This is a genomic window from Candidatus Kerfeldbacteria bacterium, assembly GCA_016214565.1.
Classification (GTDB): Bacteria; Patescibacteriota; Patescibacteriia; order UBA10025; family JAHIVO01; genus JAXDBW01.
Window position 1 is genome coordinate 118,604 of sequence record JACROE010000002.1, and the last position, 18,549, is coordinate 137,152.

Annotated in this window: 25 protein-coding genes; 9 read left to right on the forward strand and 16 right to left on the reverse strand. The window is 49.0% G+C overall.

Annotated elements, in window-relative coordinates; genetic code table 11:
* Positions 1-120: 120 nt before the first annotated feature.
* The 6 genes from HZC01_00555 to HZC01_00580 all read right to left on the reverse strand — a co-directional run bounded on the left by HZC01_00555 (position 121) and on the right by HZC01_00580 (position 4,387).
* Positions 121-747, reverse strand: a complete 627-nt coding sequence (locus tag HZC01_00555; protein MBI5037188.1) for a hypothetical protein — start codon at positions 745-747, stop codon at positions 121-123.
* A 117-nt stretch (positions 748-864) separates the two neighbouring features.
* Positions 865-1,137 (reverse strand): hypothetical protein, encoded by a 273-nt coding sequence (locus tag HZC01_00560; GenBank protein ID MBI5037189.1) that lies wholly within the window; start codon positions 1,135-1,137, stop codon positions 865-867.
* Between the two features lie 122 nt (positions 1,138-1,259).
* Complete coding sequence (locus tag HZC01_00565) at positions 1,260-1,712, reverse strand: hypothetical protein (protein ID MBI5037190.1); 453 nt, start codon at positions 1,710-1,712, stop codon at positions 1,260-1,262.
* 122 nt (positions 1,713-1,834) lie between these two features.
* Positions 1,835-2,935 carry a molecular chaperone DnaJ gene (gene dnaJ / locus HZC01_00570; GenBank protein MBI5037191.1) on the reverse strand — a complete coding sequence of 367 codons (1,101 nt, stop codon included), beginning with the start codon at positions 2,933-2,935 and terminating at the stop codon, positions 1,835-1,837.
* Positions 2,936-2,994: 59 nt separating this feature from the next.
* Complete coding sequence (locus tag HZC01_00575) at positions 2,995-4,053, reverse strand: hypothetical protein (protein MBI5037192.1); 1,059 nt, start codon at positions 4,051-4,053, stop codon at positions 2,995-2,997.
* A 19-nt stretch (positions 4,054-4,072) separates the two neighbouring features.
* Positions 4,073-4,387, reverse strand: coding sequence for a DUF3467 domain-containing protein (locus HZC01_00580; protein MBI5037193.1), 315 nt, complete (start codon positions 4,385-4,387; stop codon positions 4,073-4,075).
* 175 nt (positions 4,388-4,562) lie between these two features.
* On the opposite strand from HZC01_00580, the gene HZC01_00585 reads away from it, so the two are divergent.
* The 4 genes from HZC01_00585 to HZC01_00600 all read left to right on the forward strand — a co-directional run bounded on the left by HZC01_00585 (position 4,563) and on the right by HZC01_00600 (position 7,083).
* On the forward strand, positions 4,563-4,793 hold the full coding sequence (locus tag HZC01_00585) for a hypothetical protein (protein MBI5037194.1): 231 nt from the start codon (positions 4,563-4,565) through the stop codon (positions 4,791-4,793).
* Between the two features lie 169 nt (positions 4,794-4,962).
* Entirely contained in the window at positions 4,963-5,211 is a 249-nt protein-coding gene (locus HZC01_00590; protein MBI5037195.1) for a hypothetical protein, read from the forward strand.
* 325 nt (positions 5,212-5,536) lie between these two features.
* Entirely contained in the window at positions 5,537-6,052 is a 516-nt protein-coding gene (locus HZC01_00595) for a hypothetical protein (protein ID MBI5037196.1), read from the forward strand.
* 512 nt (positions 6,053-6,564) lie between these two features.
* On the forward strand, positions 6,565-7,083 hold the full coding sequence (locus HZC01_00600; protein MBI5037197.1) for a hypothetical protein: 519 nt from the start codon (positions 6,565-6,567) through the stop codon (positions 7,081-7,083).
* Between the two features lie 128 nt (positions 7,084-7,211).
* On the opposite strand, the gene HZC01_00605 is transcribed toward HZC01_00600, so the two are convergent.
* Positions 7,212-7,736 carry a hypothetical protein gene (locus HZC01_00605; protein ID MBI5037198.1) on the reverse strand — a complete coding sequence of 175 codons (525 nt, stop codon included), beginning with the start codon at positions 7,734-7,736 and terminating at the stop codon, positions 7,212-7,214.
* A 192-nt stretch (positions 7,737-7,928) separates the two neighbouring features.
* Positions 7,929-8,414, reverse strand: a complete 486-nt coding sequence (locus HZC01_00610; GenBank protein ID MBI5037199.1) for a hypothetical protein — start codon at positions 8,412-8,414, stop codon at positions 7,929-7,931.
* 141 nt (positions 8,415-8,555) lie between these two features.
* Here HZC01_00610 and HZC01_00615 point away from each other — a divergent pair, with 141 nt between their 5' ends.
* The 4 genes from HZC01_00615 to HZC01_00630 all read left to right on the forward strand — a co-directional run bounded on the left by HZC01_00615 (position 8,556) and on the right by HZC01_00630 (position 11,340).
* Positions 8,556-9,026, forward strand: coding sequence for a hypothetical protein (locus tag HZC01_00615; GenBank protein ID MBI5037200.1), 471 nt, complete (start codon positions 8,556-8,558; stop codon positions 9,024-9,026).
* Between the two features lie 110 nt (positions 9,027-9,136).
* A complete protein-coding gene (locus HZC01_00620) occupies positions 9,137-10,237 on the forward strand; it encodes a hypothetical protein (protein ID MBI5037201.1) in 1,101 nt (366 codons plus the stop codon).
* An 11-nt stretch (positions 10,238-10,248) separates the two neighbouring features.
* On the forward strand, positions 10,249-10,770 hold the full coding sequence (locus tag HZC01_00625) for a hypothetical protein (protein MBI5037202.1): 522 nt from the start codon (positions 10,249-10,251) through the stop codon (positions 10,768-10,770).
* Between the two features lie 123 nt (positions 10,771-10,893).
* Positions 10,894-11,340 carry a hypothetical protein gene (locus tag HZC01_00630; GenBank protein ID MBI5037203.1) on the forward strand — a complete coding sequence of 149 codons (447 nt, stop codon included), beginning with the start codon at positions 10,894-10,896 and terminating at the stop codon, positions 11,338-11,340.
* 460 nt (positions 11,341-11,800) lie between these two features.
* On the opposite strand, the gene HZC01_00635 is transcribed toward HZC01_00630, so the two are convergent.
* From HZC01_00635 to HZC01_00655, 5 genes are all read right to left on the reverse strand, one after another.
* The gene (locus HZC01_00635; GenBank protein ID MBI5037204.1) at positions 11,801-12,256 is read right to left on the reverse strand and encodes a hypothetical protein; all 456 of its coding nucleotides are present in this window, start codon (positions 12,254-12,256) and stop codon (positions 11,801-11,803) included.
* Between the two features lies 1 nt (position 12,257).
* Entirely contained in the window at positions 12,258-12,953 is a 696-nt protein-coding gene (locus HZC01_00640) for a hypothetical protein (GenBank protein MBI5037205.1), read from the reverse strand.
* Between the two features lie 115 nt (positions 12,954-13,068).
* Complete coding sequence (locus HZC01_00645; protein MBI5037206.1) at positions 13,069-13,590, reverse strand: hypothetical protein; 522 nt, start codon at positions 13,588-13,590, stop codon at positions 13,069-13,071.
* Positions 13,591-13,646: 56 nt separating this feature from the next.
* Positions 13,647-15,575, reverse strand: coding sequence for a molecular chaperone DnaK (gene dnaK / locus HZC01_00650; GenBank protein ID MBI5037207.1), 1,929 nt, complete (start codon positions 15,573-15,575; stop codon positions 13,647-13,649).
* A gap of 137 nt (positions 15,576-15,712) precedes the next feature.
* A complete protein-coding gene (locus tag HZC01_00655; GenBank protein ID MBI5037208.1) occupies positions 15,713-16,081 on the reverse strand; it encodes a hypothetical protein in 369 nt (122 codons plus the stop codon).
* Positions 16,082-16,166: 85 nt separating this feature from the next.
* Here HZC01_00655 and HZC01_00660 point away from each other — a divergent pair, with 85 nt between their 5' ends.
* Positions 16,167-16,460 (forward strand): hypothetical protein, encoded by a 294-nt coding sequence (locus HZC01_00660; GenBank protein MBI5037209.1) that lies wholly within the window; start codon positions 16,167-16,169, stop codon positions 16,458-16,460.
* 182 nt (positions 16,461-16,642) lie between these two features.
* Here HZC01_00660 and HZC01_00665 read toward each other — a convergent pair whose 3' ends face one another.
* From HZC01_00665 to HZC01_00675, 3 genes are all read right to left on the reverse strand, one after another.
* Positions 16,643-17,029, reverse strand: a complete 387-nt coding sequence (locus tag HZC01_00665) for an Hsp20/alpha crystallin family protein (protein MBI5037210.1) — start codon at positions 17,027-17,029, stop codon at positions 16,643-16,645.
* A gap of 281 nt (positions 17,030-17,310) precedes the next feature.
* On the reverse strand, positions 17,311-17,826 hold the full coding sequence (locus HZC01_00670) for a nucleotide exchange factor GrpE (protein ID MBI5037211.1): 516 nt from the start codon (positions 17,824-17,826) through the stop codon (positions 17,311-17,313).
* Between the two features lie 6 nt (positions 17,827-17,832).
* The gene (locus HZC01_00675) at positions 17,833-18,540 is read right to left on the reverse strand and encodes a hypothetical protein (GenBank protein ID MBI5037212.1); all 708 of its coding nucleotides are present in this window, start codon (positions 18,538-18,540) and stop codon (positions 17,833-17,835) included.
* Positions 18,541-18,549 lie beyond the last annotated feature (9 nt).

Sequence of the window (18,549 nt, forward strand, 5' to 3'; positions counted from 1 at the left end):
GGCAGTTCTTTTCTGTCACTTTTCTTGCTGACAAGAAAAGTGACAAAGTAATACAAGATATCCTAAAACGAGTTCAGGATGAGGTTTGTCTGAACACCCGAAGGTGTTCCTACATATTATTTATGTCTCGTCGGCTTCTTCACGGACCTTGCGCTTCCGCGCGCCGGTACCCTTTAGCACAAATAGCGCAACAATCGGAGCAATGATCCAAAACGACTGAGCGGGATCTGTGGAAAATACTTGCTTCGTCAGCGGCGCCAGTACCGTATTAGTCGTTTCCGCTGGCAAGTAGGAAAGAATAATGCTCACCAGCAAACCCACATGCATCACGCTGAAGAGAAGCACCTGCCACCATGGGCCGGCAGTATCTGCAGAGCCAATAGAGCGCATCAGGGCTGATCGCGTGATCACCACAAACAGGAAAATAAAAATAAAAAGGAATGCCGAAATCTGTACTACGAAGAACTGCCCCAGAAAATTATTCAGCCAATCCTGGAGTGCTGGGGAATTAAGGAATGGCGCATGGTCAACCAACGCCAGGGATACATACAAACTGATTAAAATGACAATAATCCGATCGCGCCCGAGCGACAGTCCGTAGAGAAACGCCGCAACGATAAAAAAGAGAATAATAAATAAGTCCCAGGTGGGCCTGGTCCAATCAACATTCTGCATAAATTGTGCCGACGCATTCGCCGTGGTGGCAGCCTCCTGAGCAAACGCAGTCGGAATCAGTGAGAATAGCATGTTTGTTTTTTGAATACTGTATAGTATAGCACAAAAGTCAGAATAAATCAAAATATACCAACACCAAAAAACCGCCCAGTTACAATATGAGCGGTTTGTGTTTATTAACTATACTGACTATTCGACTTGCTTCAAGAGCGACTGATTTAATTCCTCATCATCTGATGCAGTGCCAAAATCATCAGCAGTTCCAGTCACCACCCGCACATCGCCGCCATCAACTCGAAAGAAAAAATGGTCAGAAAATTGAATGTCTTTTTCCTGCTGAATTGCCTGAAATTCCGGGCTATTAACATCACTATTAACTAAGGTGTTCCACTCTTCCCGAGAAAGATCATATACTTTTGGCTTTCTTGCCATTTGGTCCATCGATGCTTCGCCGCGTTCCATATGATTATATATTAATAATTATCAATACAATAAGTATAGCGTAAAATTCAGAAAGTCAAAAGTAAAATCACCGCCATCCATATAGAATAGCGGTGATCAAGCGGCAACGATTGATATTGTGTTTATCGAGGAATGGGGTCAGCAGAAAAGATGTGCGTGACCGGGCTGGTCTGAAACCAATAATTGGTCTTCCCCTGTGAGCCAGTGGCATGAAAAAATGCTTGTTCGCCGACTCGTATTAACCCGGTGATAAGACTCTTGGGTCCGTCAACCACCTGAAGCACGCACTCGCCGGAAAAGGAGAAGTCAACCAACTGAATGATCAATTTTTCCTCACCGTTATGGGTCCAGCAGGCGGGCTCCCGAAGCACCATGGTGGCCAGCTGTAGCTCGCTCATGAACGGAACCGGCTCGATATACCGATATGCCACGCAGCCAAGGGTGCTTGCCTGATGACGAGGGCTATCTCTGAATGTCTGGATCAGATACACGTGGGCACGCGTTGTCGTCCAGACGACATACCACTGATACGGATCATTGACCGGGTCAATCACCGTAATATTCGAATGTATCATGACAATCCTCCTATGGAATATTGATGAAAGTTGCTGTTTTTCTGTTTCGGAATAGCCTCAAAACCTACCACCATTTTCTCAGGCGGTCAAGGCTGTATGCGGCCGATACAAAAATTAAATACCTACTCGCCCTGGGCTAATTCTTCCAGCAGCTGCTTTTGTTTGCGCGACAATTTTGTCGGCGTCACGACCTGTACGGTCACCAACTGGTCACCACGACCCCGAGAACGCAGGTGCGGCACGCCTTTGTCGCCTAAACGAAATACTTTACCTGACTGCGTGCCAGCAGGAATCTTCAAAATAACCTCGCCGTCTAAAGTTTCTACAGGAACCTTATCTCCCAGCGCCGCCTGACTGAAACTGATTTCGAGCGTGGAAAGAATATCGTCGTCCTTGCGCTCAAATACCGGATCCGGCTCTACCCGCATGGTGATATAGAGATCTCCGGGATGCGCTCCCCGACCACCCGCTTCGCCTTTGCCAGACACGCGGATTGATTCACCTTCCTGGATACCTGCTGGAATTTTCACCTTAATCTTTTCTGAAGCGCGCACCCGTCCATCGCCGCCGCACTGTTTGCACTGCTTACTCGCCTTCTTGCCCTCGCCCTGGCACGAGGAACAAACCGCCGCGGTGCGAAAAGCTCCCAGTATCGTTTGCTGTACTTGTTCGACTTGGCCACGGCCGCCACAGGTAGAGCAGGTTTCAATCTTTGCACCAGGCTCCGCGCCATTTCCCTGACAATGATCACACACGACCTGCTTGTATAATTCGACAACTTCTTCAGTGCCAAAAACCGCCTCACGGAATGTAAGTGTCAATGTCGTCTGAATATCTTGGCCGGCTGATCGGCGCGATCCCCGACCACCCCGACGGCCAAAACCGAAAATGTCCCCAAAGATATCTCCAAAATCGCCAAAGTCATATTCCACCCGCTGGCCGCCCTGAGCGCCACCTGCGGCTCGTGCAAAGTCTTCCCAGGAAAACCCTTGCCCGCGCGCACCGGCCGCCTGCTCGTACTGGCTGCCAAACTGGTCATAGCGCTGCCGACGCTCTGGATCACTCAATACTTGATAGGCGCCATTAATCTCCTTAAACTTAGCTTCGTCACCGCCCTGCTTGTCCGGGTGATGCTGATGCGCTAGTTTACGATAGGCTTTCTTTATCTCGTCTTGGGTGGCGCCTTTGGCAACGCCTAATATTTCGTATAAATCTTTTGACATAGCGTGAATACTCCCTCTGAACCATGCAGTCTACGGGAAAAAGGACGTATGGTCAAGGCTTACAATGATACTTTTTCTACCTCGGTTTGCACCTTCGTCACCTTGAAAAAATGAAGCCACTTCAGGACATGGTAGAGTATAGCCGCAAATATTTTTATGAGCTCGCGGCAAAAGAGGGCAAACACGTTGAGCAAAAAGAACATGCTCAAGGCAAGCAAAGCGGGAATAAATTTCTCATACGGACCCACATACCGTGTAATATTTTTCGCCACCACTTTTCGCACTACTGAATCCATCCGTTCATCACCGGTCGCTTCGATCTCGAATGATTTGAGAAATTCATCGCGCGCTTTGGCAATCACTTCCTGTTCAGCGATGGCAATGCCGGCCTTGATCTGCCGATCGAGCTCCTCAATATCTGGCGTCAATTCCTCGATCTCAGACAGTCCCTGCTTCTCGAGATCGCCGATGCGAATAATATTTGCAATAAAGGCGTCTAAACTCATGTCCGGATTATACCCCTCTCCGTAGAATTGATTGAGACCCAGATTGACTGCCTCCATACTCGCATCGACCAGGCCATTGATCACATCTGATTCGGACTGCGCTCGATCAGTGATAAAGCCGAAGTACATAACTGACAGAGCCAAAAGGATTATAGAAACCGTGCTGCGCAAACCCGTGTCCAACGTCTGCCGCGGTTTAAACATGGTGCGGGTTTTCATGTCATTTGAAATACTGCGACGCCAGATGTACCACCCCGCCGCCATGATCGCCGCCGCCAGCAGACTCCAGATACTCACGCCGAAGAACAGCAAACCAGTCGCAGCGGCAACTACGCATACGAGCAAAAAATACCAACGCATGGTGACGAAAATTTCTGTGAGGGCAACTACAGAAAACATGAGGCAGAAAGCTAAAAGAGTCGAGGCGATCGTTACTAAATTACTCAGATGAAATGAAAATTCAACCGAGGTCAAGGCATTGTGCCACGCCAACCAAAACAATGCCGTGGCCGCAATCACCAAGCCAAACAGCACCATCAATTTCTGCATGGGCTGGGCTGGTTTAAAATCTTTAAGCTTAGGCAATTCTGCTTTCGGTTGTTCGACGCGCATAGTAGATCTATTTCAGCGCTTAGACGGTCTTGAACCCGACTTCCCCACTACCTGGCGCTTGCGCTTCCTCGATGCTGCCAAACCGATCCTCATATTTCTTGATATTCTCCTCCAAGGCTTTGTAAATCCGCTTCATGTGTCCAGGACTGGTGATGACTCGCGCAGCCACGATACCGGCGCGCTGATGAGGATACAAATTCATGAAGTCAAGCACAAATTCTTCCTTGGTGTGCGAGACACCCATAGCATTTGAATACGCGCCTTTAAGAGTCGTGTCATCAATTTTGATATTAATCTGCTGCTGGTTTGGTTGGGCTTGCGGTTGTCCATTCATATTATTACTTCTTACTATTTACTTATTACTAGTTACTTATCACTACCTACTCAATACTACTAACTAATCACTCTGTATATCATATCAGCTCTCGCCGAATTGACAAATCATCCGCTCCCAGGCTAGGGTACAATTAGAACAGAAACCGCTCACCATTAACAATCGGAGGCGATAGATGCGATCATTTCGCCGTTCCATCCAGCGCCTGGTTTTGCGCAATAAGCAGTGCATCCTGCACTGTGCCGGTGGCCGTATCGTGCGCATTCCAGCTGGCAGCGTGGCAAAAGTCCGCGTCTGCTCCCAGGAGCAAAAGCCCTTTGTCAGATTTGACCAGGGAAAACGCGTGCCCTACATCCATGCGTCAGAACGCCACGTCCTCTCCTGTTGGGCAACTCATCACCAATGACCACGAGTTGTTGGTTCCTCCACCCCCAGGCGGTTACACTACCCTTTCCGCCTGGGTTTTCTTTACCCCTGAGGCTCGCTCATGGCCGTGCCTCAACCGGGCTTGACAAGGCACGCTCCCTGTGGTAGTATGGTTCGTTCACCACAAAACCAAGAAAGGAGGTTTCGTTATGAAACCAGTGGTGTGGCTCTTTTTCCTCATCTTGTGCATCATTCCGTTTGCCTTCTTTGGTTGGACTGTCACCGGTCCGTACCAGGGAATGCTGGCAAACCTCCTGCACCATGGAGCTTTGACCGCTAATTCGCTCTCCCACCTCGGCAACGAGGATGGCCGGCATGCAGCGGTACTGCTCTTCGCCATTTGGTTCGGTTCTGTCTGCATCATGCAGATCGGCATCGCGCTTAAAAAGGCGCATTAATCATAGGATGATTGCACATCTCTCGTACGGGCTTTCATAGGATTGAAAGCCCTTTTTTCTTTACTTTTTTCCCGGGAGTGCTACGCTAATTGTGTCACGCGAATTCCATGAGGGGGAGATCGTGTTGACATTTCACTCACTGTGACTTGGGCTGCAGCATTTAACCACATTAGTGGACATTATAGAGAGGACATCACAATCGCTGCAGCCCTCTTTTTTTATTGACAAAATACCCTCGTTTGCCTAGGATAACGTACTTACCGTTACTATAGAAAATACAAAAAGAACCTACTAATAATAACCTGCGAAATGGTTTGGAGGAATCATGACTACGCTCAACAGATCCGCGCATTGGTACGGATTGGATCGATTGTGGATCGACCACGATCGCGACGTACTGATAGTTCAGTCACCTGATGGTCTCGGACAGATGACCGTGTACATCAACAAGACAGATATCTTGGACGGTACCGCTCGACTCGAAACAGTCAAAGATGGTGATCACCCGCATTTCTTCCACGGTAATACGAATGACGTCCGTTGTGCGACCATCGTCACAACCGCACAGCGGATTGCTGAAATCGATGAATGGGTCGGCTATGGCGCCGCCTTCCCCTATGAAGAGGTGTGCTACCGCCACGGCCGGTATCGCATCAAGATGCCAACATCGAAGATGCCCGATATTCATTTTGAGCCGATTCAGGTCGGCGTCCGCATTCATCTCATTGCCTCAGATGCGACGACGGTCACGGTCAACAAAAATGGCACTATCGAACTACGGGGATCGGACGAGCTCCTCCGCAAAATCCGCGAAGGCATGCTGCCCGAAACAACGAGCTAGCCAGCCTGCGCTTGGCACCCGCCGCCGATCATTGGCGAACGTCCGTCTCCGCTTGAGACGACACTCGCCTGATTGCACCAAAACCCCGTACACTGACATTCGTCGTGTGCGGGGTGATTTATTATTGACAATGACATCAGCAACACGCTACACTGAGATCAGTAAATGTATTAAACATGTTTGGAGGAACATGGAACACGGTCCCCCGTCCTTTTGGCACATTGTTGTCACGATTATCGGAATATTCGCTTGTCTGATACTGCCCTTCTTCAAGATACGCTTGATCCGATGGGCATATCTCCATGCCGAACAAACACGGCGAGCCAAACGCGCTCGTCACAAAGCAGTCGGATAGCCGCCCCAGGCTATTCCCCAGAAAGCCCGCGCACTTCTCCAATTCTTGCGCGGGCTGATTTTTTCTGTCCACGGACTACTTGACGAATCCCGTACCCGACACTAGGATGGGGACAGACAAAAAAACAGTTCTTTTCACATACAGACTGGAGTGTATTATGATAACGACGTATTTCTTCGATGATGACGAGCCCGTGACCTTTGGTGTCATACTGGGCTTACTGCTCCTGACCGGTATACTGGGAATTATTGCCATCGTGGTAATCCCCTGTGCCATACTCTGGAGCTGGGTGACTCACCAACCCGAAACTCATTTCAAGCGCAATGCCCCCTACACCGGCGTACTCATTTATGGATTGGGGTTATTTCTCTTATTATTCCCCAACCCTCCCATTGCCCTGAATTGGATACGATTGACACTCTTTGGTACTGGCGTCGCTCTCACCCTATCCACCGTCTATGCCTGCCGGAACATTAAACTTCGAGTTGCTACGCTGGTGATTATAGTTGGGCTAGAGATTGAAATTGGTCTCAATTTCCTTCATCAGTATCATCTCATCGCTGACGAAACAGCCTATCTCCTCGGTGCGCTAACCTACTTCTACCTGATCTACGCCCCCTGGGCACTTATGTTTTTCGGCAACCAGTCGAAACAAGAACTGATTACGATACCGTAATCTACCATTTCGTTCACGTCTAACCATCGGCCATTGCACTATTGTAATGGCCGATTATTTATGAATAATAAAACCCCATGTCTTGCAGTCGAGACATGGGGTCGCGCATGATTGGTAGTCATGCGCAATTACAGGAGCAACGAGAGAAAGCAGAAAGCGCCAAGCGGAAAGTCATTAGCCGCATCAATAGCAGCAGCTGCTATCATCGCGAAATCGGGATTGTCGATAAGCATGACGCCAGTTACGGTGACCGATTGCCCGATCATATAGTACAGCCTGCCGGTATCAGTATCCTGACACGTGACAGAGCCATACACGCTGATCACGGAACCAATCTTCACCTTGGCATACTGTTCGTTATCGACGACTACAGCGATGACATCCTCTTCAGAAAGCTTGCCCGCTTCAAGTTCCGGCAGCGGCAGGTGCGCAACCACCAGCACGGATCGATTATCCCGCTGGTACACATAGACAACCACCCCATCTGAAAAATTCCTTGTGGAATAATACAGAGATGTCGGACGATCGTCCATGATCTGGCCGAACGTCACGGGCTTTATCGGAGCACCGAAGTCATTGCTCAGGCCAACGAAATACAGAATAGTTAGCGCCGCCCACACCCCAATACCCAGGATCAAACATAATCGTTTCATACACAACCTCTTTCGTTTAACATGTATCAGAATTCGGAATATTCTATTTCTATAGCTCAATTGTAATGTGCGAAAAGAAACAATCCATTATACTCCAAATGGCCGATTTGTCAAGGCCTCAAGCGTGCATAAAGAAAGCCCGCGTCCTGATACAGGAAGCGCGGGCCGATACAATGTCGTCAGGGTGACGAGCTAATTACGATGAAGAAAGTGCTCTGCTAAGGCTCGAGGATCCGCAAAACGCGGCTCGATATCCTTTCCGGCAAACATGGCACGGAATTTACGACGGACAATACGGTCGGTGACCCCTGCTTCAGCGGCATAATTGGTAAAGCAGATATCGGTCGACCAGTACGAATCCAGGTACATCACGGGAACGATCATGCGCATACGTTCGCGTGTTGGATGAATGGTGGTACCCAAATGATGAATCGGGGTAAGAATAAACCCCTCACTCATTTGCTTCAGAGCTCTAGCTAACGTGGCGGGTGATTCCATCTGTGTGGCGACATGAATCACCACGTCCAGCTTGTGGCTCATGGGGTAGAGCGCCGCCTTGCCTATGATAGCTGAAAATTCAGCGGTTGCGGGCACGGCGGCCAATTCGGCAAAAAAGATAGTCAAGTCAGGCGATGCAGCAGTAAAGCTCTGCCGGTATAGGTCAATAGCCTCCTGCATATAATAGTGAAAGTACATGGGATCCTATCCTCTCTGTATGTGTGTTTGTGTTTTTATGAGTTGGTCTACCTTAGCAAAAAGGTGTGCCCAAGTCAATCAGCCACCGCTACACTTGACAAGAGAGGTGCAGTGGTGTATTCTATGATGTTTAATCAGTTCTTTCATATACAATTTCCGTTCAGCAGTGAAATGCTCAGTAGCTCCGTTACTGGCCGCTTCTCTGCTGAGACGGCAGACATTTCTGGAATGACCCAGAAACGTATCCTCAAGACAGGAGATGTCATGGAAAAGATTAATGTAACGCATAGCTTGATGGCGAGCGTCGAATTGACACGCGCTGCACTGGTGGAGCTCAAGGCTCCGATCACCTTCACACGGATGGACATAATATCCGCCCGGTATAATGATGGTGATACTAATCGATCAGTGTCACTCTGCATCCATCTCGCGTCTGGAAAAAAAGTCCGGGCGCACTGCATTGTCAACGACAATGATCAACGCTGGGACAACGGAACCTGCGAACTAACCATCAGCAATGGCGGTTCGCACACACCAACAGCACGATTCAGTGGTCGAATATTTCATAACGTCTGGGTAGTCGTGGCGCAGTAATTCTGCGACCACGCCCCACCACTGATAACGCCGGACAGTAGTATCTACTCAATCCGGCGTTTTTTATTACTCAATTGAATGTACCGAGGCTTGACGAATATCGATTTTTTGTGATACTATCGGTAATTCCGGCAAACAATAGCTGTCGGAAATTTCACATAAGACCGTTCCTTCGACAACCCATCAACCCCAATAACCACACGGAGGTATTTTTCGTGAAACGATTTATCATGGCAGTAATCCTGCTTATCATTCCGATTGTGCCGTCACTGAGCACCGCCGGAACCGATGATTCCCTCAAAATCACGTTTGGTCGTGATGAAGGCCGTGACGCCTTTGAACGCATCATTCGTGAACAGGGATCGTCAATCGCTGCACTTGTCGAGCGCCAACTGGCTGATTCGCTCAGCTGGATCACCGTCATCAGCAATTCAGACGGCGTCCGCTATCAGGCGAATCACCGCAAACGCAACACCCTCATGACCGAGGAGCGATCCGTCACCGGCGCGACGCTGCTGGACTACTACTGCGCCGACCTGACACGCATTAATGTCGTTCCCCTCAATCATGAAGCCGATACCGGCAATGCAGATCGTTACATCATCTTTATCTTTTCCCGATCCCACCCTCGGACCTCTCCGCGTGCCGGCCTGATCGCGCTCAACGGCGCTCGCCTGGAGCCTCCTCGCTTCGATGCGACCTGCCACCCGCCGGCAAAACCGCCGATGGATCTATCGGACACCTGCTGTCAGGGCACCCAGCTCTGGCTCGGCATCGGCGCATCCTACACGCCACACGAACGCTTAGTTCCCCATGCCCAAGTCCTCTGGGGCACTGAGGCGGTCCGTATCATCGGTGAAGTTGGTTATTCATTCTATAAGAATGAACGCGTCTTCGCAGATGAGGAATTGGATGTCACCTACCGGTATGTCTTCGTCGGAATTGCCTGGCGCGCCATCCGCTACAGCCAATTCGACCTGCTCGCTGCCTGGCAGCGCAGCGAAGTCTATTCGACGCATTACGGACACTATGCCCGTAAGCTCGAGGGACCCGCAGTCGGCATACGACTGCTGCTCAATGAGCATCTGACGCTGACCGGTCTCTGGACCCCCAGCGAAGAGCAGCTCCGCGGACGCGACCAAGTCAAGTGGGACAACAACCGATTTTACGTCGGCCTTAACTTCTTCACCGTCATCGCTGGAGGTAAGTGATGCATAGAATCATGTTTCTTGCCATCATCGGCCTGCTAGCGATACTGGCCAGTTGCGCCGAGAAACTCCCGGCGCCCACGTCGCCTGTCGTAGCCGATACTATCACGGTACATGATACGATTCATGACACAACCGCGATACACGATACGACGGAAGTACACGACACCACCACGGTACATGACACTATTTATGACACCACGGTGATTATCGACACGATACTGGTTGACTCCTGTACCCTGAAGCCCTCCTGCGGCACACTCGACTGCAAAACCAAGCAGATCAAGTGGTTTATTCCGCTCCAGCCGGGGCAGTACACCTTTGACTTTTTCGGCACCACCGAGAAAGACAAGCCCGAGCAGCAGCTCACCGTGCAGATCGGCGCACTGACCTACGATTGGCCGATTGGCACGCAGAAAGAGCTCTCGCTCGATTACACGACGTCCTCAAGTGGTATCTGGGTGGTGATTACCTCTGATCCGCCGCCCGCTCGCGGGCACGAAATCCAGATCTGTCTCCAGATCCGGAAAGAATGACCAACATCGCTATTTGACTTCAACAAACCTATAACCTACAGGGAAAGCGCCGCCGCTTTCCCTGTTTTTTTATTGACAAAAAACCGCCGCTCCCATACAATGACGCGAAACGAAAACTGCTTTTTGAATTTCGAACTATACACCATATATTGTGGAGGAGGTATCATGACCACGCATACCAAACTGGGATTGACGGCTCAAGATAAGCCATCAATCTCACTGCAAGACCTGACCAGCGACCAGCGAATCATCGCGGTCACCGGCTGCGACAGTGAAGCGTGCCTGGTGCACTGCATCGATCGTGCCGACACGCCCGATCAGTACCACTACCGCCAGATTCCCTGCGGCCAGCTCCCGCTGGCACTGGCCGGCGACAAAGCGAACTGGGCAGGACATATCGGCTGGGATGCTATCCCAAGTCATATGTTCATTATCTCAGCGTCTGATGTGGGTGACATGTTCAATCAGGCGACCAATACCATCGTCCTCGGTAAACCGCTGATCGTATTTCCGATGGCCGGCGACCCGGTGACCTTTCCCACGGTCTGCAAACTGGTTCTCCTGTCCTAATCGCCTCACTTCGCGTGATGCACATCAGCTTCCCCCGGTGTTCTCATCAGAACATCGGGGTGATTTTTATTGACGCGCGTCAATAATACGCGTATCCTTTTGATACTTGTTCTTTCCCACCCGTGCCTACGCCGCACACCCCATCGGACCCCCAGGCGGTTGTCCAGGCGCACCAGCACGCTCACGTGCCGGATACTTGTACTCGAGACCTCGGGTACAACACTATTGGCGGGGATTCGTTAGGATTTCCTATTGCGACCTGTCTTTTCTTCGGAGAAGGCAGGTCAATTTTTATCTATGAGATCCTGAACCAAGTTCAGGATGAGGGGTGTTGTTATTGTCCTCATGCTGAATTTATTTCAGCATCTCCTGTCATCGCGAGCCTCGAGTAACTACGAGAGGCGTGGCGATCCGCCGGATTGCCGCGTCACTCACTCCGTTCGCTCCTCGCAATGACAGACTAGAGTCCCAAGACTTTACTCAGTATCGGATACGAAAAATACGCCAACACCTTGAACTCGGGGTCAGCTAATTCAATCATCTCCATGTCCGACTTCTCAATCAGTTTGAATCCCGACTGGCCTAAATACTTCTCCTTAAACGCTGGGTAATCACGTATAGTAAAATCTGCATCCCCACGCTCTTTTCGTGCCGGGTCTGGTTTGCGTACCTTCACTATTCGCAGCGGCCCAGCCACCGTCTCAATCGCCTGCTCCAATAGATATACATGACCCATCTTGGTTCCTTTAACCACTCTGCCCATCCCCGCAGCTACTTTGTCCATTTCCTGATATTCCACCTCCGACTGCGCAAAAATACACGCGTAATTCACTGGCACGCCATTCTCTGCCGTGTGCTTATCTTTTAGCGCTACGGCATCCTTAACAATAGAAAAAATTGTGCTAATGAAAGACACGCTACTCTGTTTTATCATTATCACTCTTAAGGTTACTTATAAATCTCCTGGTATTTGACTCTAAATCGTTGTCATTATTTCTAAATGTCATTTGATGCACACCACAATTTGAACAGGCTCCAGTCAATGGCGAGATATACCCCTTCCCACAACTGGTACAAAATTCATAGTCACCCATAAGCACCCCAGCATTCGACATACGGTTATTTGCACTAAACGTTGTCCCGAGTCCGCTGACCGTAGGACTTATTGTAGCGGCACTATACATGCTATGCACTAATTCATTCCTCAATTTCTTAACCTCCTCCAGAGATCTCGCAAGCTCATCTTCCTTCCTTGCCTTTTTCTTACCCTTTTTTGTCAATTCTTTCTCCCGTTCTTCGAGCTTATGGATTAAATCATTTACTCGATCAAAGGCTGAATAAACTTCCTGAAAATATTTATCACTTTTTTGTTTAGTTTCACCATATAGTTTGCTGTATTCAGCTTTCGCTTTTTTAATTTCTTCAGCGGCCAGTAGATATTGTCTCTCGGCTTCCTTCTTTATCTCGCGTAACTCTTTCAATTCATCTACTGCTTCCTTGCGCAACTTAAAAGTAATAAAGCCAATAAACGCTAGCACCACGGCTAATAAAATACCATAAATTGTAGCCACAGCACTTATCCAGCTAATTAAATTCCCTACTAAATCTTCCATATTATTAACATTAGCAATTATCTAATATTTTCAGTATACCAAAAATTCCCCACTCCCGCCTCTTGAAGATAGTTTGAGGCATATTTATTAAACTTATAGAGATCGCTGAAAATTACTAAGCTTCTCTCCACTCAATGCTGGGATCGTTAAAACTCCCGTCCCAATTGACTGATACCATAAATTTTTTTTGGTGCCCTTGCTTTACATTAAAGTGTATTTCTAACTGAGTCACACCTGGGCTCACTTTTGTCGACTCATCATTGGATCTAAAAACGGCATTGCTTAAACGAAGTTGGTAGCCATTTGCAATCTGGAAAAGATTGCCTATATCTAACCATCGCGCTTGGTGCATTGGAATATCATTCAACCTTTGATCGCCCTGCCGAAATTGATTATCCATCCACCAAAGCGGAGATATAATTACTGTTCTTAATTTATCGCCCGGATCAATAATCTTTACCAAATCTGCTTCAATATCATTCGCGTTATTACTCCCTTCATTTTTTACTTCCACTCTAAGAACTTTTAATTCTCCATTGCCTTGAACATCAACTGATTTGTTGATTATTTTGATATCAGGCTTAAAAATATTTTTCTTAGCTGAATCCCCAAAAATATTTCCTAGTATACTCCACATATTTTTCCTATATCAACCAAGAAGCGGGTCCTGAATAGAACCCGCTCTTGTTTTAATTACTTTTTAACATCCTCGTACTCGGCGTCGACTGGTCCTTTGTCATTCTTCGGACCGTCTTTCGGCGCTTCGCCTTGTGGATTGGCTCCTGGCTGCCCCTGGGCGCCCGGTTGTCCCTGTGGCGGCTTCTTATCAGCGTACATGGCTTGGCCAATCTTTTGTACGGTCTGATTCAGATCTTCCACGGCTTTCTTGATGGCCGCGTCATCATCTTTGTCCTTCACGTCTTTGACCGCTTTGATCTTTTCTTCCACTTCTTTCTTCACGTCGTCTTTGATCTTATCGCCTGCGTCTTTGATAGCTTTCTCCGCGGTGTAGATAAGGGTCTCGGCCATATTGCGCGTGTCGATGAGGTCTTTCTTCTTCTTATCCTCTGCCGCGTGGGCCTGGGCATCCTGTTTCATTTTCTCCACGTCTTCCTTGGAGAGCCCCGATGACGCAGTGATAGTAATGGATTGCTCCTGGCCGGAGGCCTTGTCTTTTGCTTTCACATTCAGGATACCATTGGCATCAATGTCGAATGACACTTCCACCTGCGGGACGCCGCGCGGTGATGGCGGAATGCCGGAGAGGATGAAGCGACCCAGTGTTTTATTGTCCGAGGCCATGGGGCGTTCGCCCTGGAGCACGTGGACTTCCACGGACGTTTGATTGTCAGCGGCTGTGGAGAATACTTGTGATTTGGTTGTCGGGATGGTGGTATTGCGTTCGATCAATGGAGTGGAGACACCGCCGAGGGTTTCAATGCCGAGCGTCAACGGAGTGACGTCGAGTAACAATACATCTTTCACATCGCCCTGGAGGACACCGGCCTGCACCGCAGCACCAACGGCGACCACTTCGTCAGGATTCACACCGATGTGGGGTTTCTTGCCAAAGAATTGCTCCACAGTCTCGAGTACTTTCGGCATACGGGTCATACCACCAACCATGATCACCTCTTGGATATCTTTGGTTTCTACTTTCGCATCCGCTAATGCTTTCTTGACTGGTTCAATGGTTTTCTCGATCAAGTCTGCAACGAGTGACTCAAGTTTTGCGCGAGTCAGTTTGAGATTCATGTGTTTCGGGCCACTGGCGTCAGTGGTGATGAAGGGCAGATTGATTTCCGTTTCATTGGTCGTGGACAATTCAATCTTCGCCTTTTCCGCAGCTTCCTTGAGGCGCTGGAGTGCCATCTGGTCATTACCCAGGTTGATACCTTGGTCTTTATTGAATTCATCAACCAACCAGTCGATAATGCGCTTGTCAAAATCGTCACCACCCAGGTGGGTGTCGCCATTGGTTGATTTCACTTCCACGGTGTCCTCTGAGATGTCCAGGATGGAAATATCAAACGTACCACCGCCCAGATCGTAGACTGCTACTTGCTGGTTCTTTTTCTTATCAAATCCGTAAGCGAGCGCAGCGGCAGTTGGTTCATTGATGATACGGCGCACTTTCAGTCCAGCGATTTCACCCGCGTCCTTGGTGGCTTGGCGCTGTGAGTCATCGAAATAGGCAGGCACGGTAATCACCGCTTCTTCGATTTTCTCGCCCAGTTTCGCTTCAGCGTCAGCTTTCATTTTCTGGAGAATCATGGCCGAGGCTTCCTGCGGAGTGTAGAGCTTGTCCACCATTTTCACTTTGACGCCCTCGCCTGCCTGCTCGATGATGTAGGGCATGGTTTTCACGTCATGCTGCACTTCGTCATCGTTCCAGTGACGGCCAATCAGGCGCTTCACCGAGAAGACGGTATTCTGGTGATTGGTGACGGCTTGGCGCTTGGCCACTTGGCCGACCAGGCGTTCGCCAGTCTTGGAAATAGCCACCACTGATGGCGTGGTGCGATTGCCTTCTTTATTTTCGAGGACCTTCGGCTCACCGCCTTCGATGATGGCCATGCAGGAGTTGGTGGTGCCGAGATCGATTCCGAGTATTTTTGACATAGTTGTTTGGTTAATTGCTTTCTAAAAATTGTTAGTTATTTTTGTTAGTCATTGCGAGGAACGAACGTAGTGAGTGACGAAGCAATCTCTTCAGATCGCCACACCCCGCAGACGGGGCTCGCGATGACAGGCTATTTTTACTTAATAAAATTATCCATCGGGCCTTCAAGTAATTGATGTAGTGCCAACACATCCTCGCTCTTCACCGGACGATTTCCCTGGAACCGCAGTACTTCATTCTGCTTCAGATCGGTCAGGGCACTGGCGACTTTCAGTCCAAATGACCCCAGCGCGATCAAGGACATCGCGCCGCTCTGGCACACTGCGCATTTGATATACATCAGCGTAGCGCCGTCCAGCTCTTGGAGCACCTCGATGCGATTGAAATCATACATCGTCTGACAGACGGGGCAGCGTGCGTCGATGCGGATGCGTTCCGATCGCCCATTGCCCGGCGTGCCGGCACCAGAGAAGTGATTGTTTGAAAAATGATTATTAATTGCCATGTACTTGTCAAAACGTATTATTTACTCTAGAGTGATGAACATTGAACATTCGTTTGGGTTTTTTGTACATTCCAGAGGAGGACCTATGTGCACCATATCCATGGTTACCGATGAATTCTGGCGGACTCAAGTGAAGGGCGTGGAAGTCTTGATCTCCCGTGTGTTTACGGAGGGGGAGGCGAAAATTATCGCCGAATACCTTGCCGCTGACGGTGAGAAGATGCATTGCGGCAAACCAGTCGCTGAGCGAATCTCGATACCACGTATCGTATCGTCTGCGCAGCCTGTCTGCGTTTTCATCAATTTCCCCGCGACCAGCGAGCATGGTCGCCAGATCCAGATCCGGAAGAATTCAGCAGAAGCTGAATACGTCGTCTGACTCCAGTCGACCCCGACCGTTGTCCCCGAGAGCCCTAAGGTTTACCCTTTGCGGCTCTCATTTATTTTCCATGAAATGTTCAATGGGTTTCCCCGGTCCGGATATGAAGTGTGCGCTTCCCTATCCGCACCGCGGTGTACCAGCCCCGCACTCAGCGAAAACTGATACTGCCGCTCAAAATACTATTTGACGTTAACTTTGATTGATTTCGGTTTGACTTCTTCTGCTTTCGGGATGACAATTTTCAGCATGCCATTCTCGAAGTCGGCCTTGGCATCGCCGCCTTTGACATGGGTCGGCAGTGCCACCGCGCGATAGAAACTACCGGCGCGCACTTCTTTGCGATAATAATTTTTGTCATCCACTTCGCTCTTGTGCTCCATAGAGCCCTCAATCTTCAAGACGTCATTTTCAATAGTGATTTCGACGTTCTTGGGATCGACGCCGGCTAACGGTGTTTCCACGATGACATTATCTTTGTCCTGGTAGATGTCCACTGCTGGAGTGAACGAGTGAATATTTGATGCGACCATTGGCATGTCGTTGAAAAATTTATCGAATTCAGACATGTCCATGAATGGACGCCATTGCATTAAACCTCTCATAATGTTGTCCTTTCATGCCCGTGTTGGGCTTAATGATTAGTGATTCAATAGTTGTCATTGCGAGGAAGAGCAGTATGCGATGACGAAGCAATCCCTAGGAGATCGCCACGCCTCTCATAGTTACTCGAGGCTCGCGATGACAATAGTATTGTTAATGTTGTCATTCTGAAGGAGCGCACGCGACTGAAGAATCTCTATGACGTCAGCTATACGGAACCGAGATGCTTCGGCAGGCTCAGCATCGCCTAGGCGGCGACTTTTACCTTCGCCGGTTCCAATACTTTCCCGTACAAGGTATAGCCTGACTTCACTTCTTCAAAAACGACATCAGCTTTGAAACCGTCTTTCTTTTCCTTGGCCACTGCTTCGTGCATCTCAGGGTTAAATACTTCACCGACGGTTTTGATTTCTTCAATGCCCAACTCTTTCAGAAAATCCGTGAATTGCTTTTTAATATGTGCAAGGCCGGTGATCCAATCTGACTTTTCATATTCAGTCGGGATATGGTTCCAGGCCAGTTTGAAATTATCGAAAATCGGCAATATCTGGAGTATCAGGCCGGCGTTGGCGTATTGAACCATCTCTTGTTCTTTCTTTTCCGATTCGCGCTTGAGATTGAGATAATCTGCTTTCGCCCGTTTCCAGCCGTTCATGTATTCTTCCATTTTTTCATGCGCGAGTTTGAGCTCGGCAGAAATCTTTTCCAAATCATGATGGATCGGTGTTGGCTGCTGCTCTTCTGTTTTTTTATGATCGTGCATAGTATGTTACGCGGTTGAAAATAATTTCTTTGTATAATTAACCAGGGCAAAGGCGTCTTCATAATCCATCCGCATCGGTCCGAGTACGCCGATCAAGCCGGGCTCGGTGCCTTTCAGCTGATACGGACTAAATATCGTACTGCATTCTTTGCCAAATGGATTTTCTGATCCCACGAGAATGCGCGGGGTGTCAGTCACTTTCACGAAGAGCTCCGCAATCACGTCATCCAAATGATCCACAATCGCTGACAAATGCCGCACCATATCAATGTCCGCAAATTCCGGGTGGCTGAATAAATTTGATAAACCAGTATAGTAGACGTTGTCGCGAGAAAAGCCGACAAAAACCGCGTTCTGTGATATTTCGGCAAGCGTGCGTGCGACATTCTTAACGCAAACCTGTGTATTTGCTTGGTTTTGTTTGTTAAGCGCCTTCTCCAGCAGCGTCATCTGTGGCGCAGCAGGCTGCTTTTCTACGAGGAAATTCTCAATGTAGTACTGCCAGCCCTTTTCCGTGGGGATGCGGCCAGCAGAGGTGTGAGGCTGAAAAATCAGGCCTTCTGACTCTAGGTCAGCCATTTCATTCCGAACGGTAGCCGATGATAATTCGAGTTGATACTTATCCACAAGAGCCTGAGAAGCAACGGGTTTTCCATTTCCATGGACGTGCTCCTTGATAATTGCGCTAAGTATAGCTCTTTTTCGTTCCTTCATATGCTACGC

What these genes read in the sequence shown, in the direction of transcription:
- HZC01_00660 (MBI5037209.1), top strand. Translation starts at nt 16,167, where the DNA reads ATGTGCACCATATCCATGGTTACCGATGAATTCTGGCGGACTCAAGTG.
- HZC01_00555 (MBI5037188.1), bottom strand. Translation starts at nt 747, where the DNA reads ATGCTATTCTCACTGATTCCGACTGCGTTTGCTCAGGAGGCTGCCACC.
- HZC01_00605 (MBI5037198.1), bottom strand. Translation starts at nt 7,736, where the DNA reads ATGAAACGATTATGTTTGATCCTGGGTATTGGGGTGTGGGCGGCGCTA.
- HZC01_00600 (MBI5037197.1), top strand. Translation starts at nt 6,565, where the DNA reads ATGATAACGACGTATTTCTTCGATGATGACGAGCCCGTGACCTTTGGT.
- HZC01_00585 (MBI5037194.1), top strand. Translation starts at nt 4,563, where the DNA reads ATGCGATCATTTCGCCGTTCCATCCAGCGCCTGGTTTTGCGCAATAAG.
- HZC01_00625 (MBI5037202.1), top strand. Translation starts at nt 10,249, where the DNA reads ATGTTTCTTGCCATCATCGGCCTGCTAGCGATACTGGCCAGTTGCGCC.
- HZC01_00615 (MBI5037200.1), top strand. Translation starts at nt 8,556, where the DNA reads ATGATGTTTAATCAGTTCTTTCATATACAATTTCCGTTCAGCAGTGAA.
- HZC01_00675 (MBI5037212.1), bottom strand. Translation starts at nt 18,540, where the DNA reads ATGAAGGAACGAAAAAGAGCTATACTTAGCGCAATTATCAAGGAGCAC.
- HZC01_00665 (MBI5037210.1), bottom strand. Translation starts at nt 17,029, where the DNA reads ATGTCTGAATTCGATAAATTTTTCAACGACATGCCAATGGTCGCATCA.
- HZC01_00575 (MBI5037192.1), bottom strand. Translation starts at nt 4,053, where the DNA reads ATGCGCGTCGAACAACCGAAAGCAGAATTGCCTAAGCTTAAAGATTTT.
- HZC01_00565 (MBI5037190.1), bottom strand. Translation starts at nt 1,712, where the DNA reads ATGATACATTCGAATATTACGGTGATTGACCCGGTCAATGATCCGTAT.
- HZC01_00640 (MBI5037205.1), bottom strand. Translation starts at nt 12,953, where the DNA reads ATGGAAGATTTAGTAGGGAATTTAATTAGCTGGATAAGTGCTGTGGCT.
- dnaK (MBI5037207.1), bottom strand. Translation starts at nt 15,575, where the DNA reads ATGTCAAAAATACTCGGAATCGATCTCGGCACCACCAACTCCTGCATG.
- dnaJ (MBI5037191.1), bottom strand. Translation starts at nt 2,935, where the DNA reads ATGTCAAAAGATTTATACGAAATATTAGGCGTTGCCAAAGGCGCCACC.
- HZC01_00655 (MBI5037208.1), bottom strand. Translation starts at nt 16,081, where the DNA reads ATGGCAATTAATAATCATTTTTCAAACAATCACTTCTCTGGTGCCGGC.
- HZC01_00560 (MBI5037189.1), bottom strand. Translation starts at nt 1,137, where the DNA reads ATGGAACGCGGCGAAGCATCGATGGACCAAATGGCAAGAAAGCCAAAA.
- HZC01_00590 (MBI5037195.1), top strand. Translation starts at nt 4,963, where the DNA reads ATGAAACCAGTGGTGTGGCTCTTTTTCCTCATCTTGTGCATCATTCCG.
- HZC01_00645 (MBI5037206.1), bottom strand. Translation starts at nt 13,590, where the DNA reads ATGTGGAGTATACTAGGAAATATTTTTGGGGATTCAGCTAAGAAAAAT.
- HZC01_00595 (MBI5037196.1), top strand. Translation starts at nt 5,537, where the DNA reads ATGACTACGCTCAACAGATCCGCGCATTGGTACGGATTGGATCGATTG.
- HZC01_00580 (MBI5037193.1), bottom strand. Translation starts at nt 4,387, where the DNA reads ATGAATGGACAACCGCAAGCCCAACCAAACCAGCAGCAGATTAATATC.
- HZC01_00670 (MBI5037211.1), bottom strand. Translation starts at nt 17,826, where the DNA reads ATGCACGATCATAAAAAAACAGAAGAGCAGCAGCCAACACCGATCCAT.
- HZC01_00610 (MBI5037199.1), bottom strand. Translation starts at nt 8,414, where the DNA reads ATGCAGGAGGCTATTGACCTATACCGGCAGAGCTTTACTGCTGCATCG.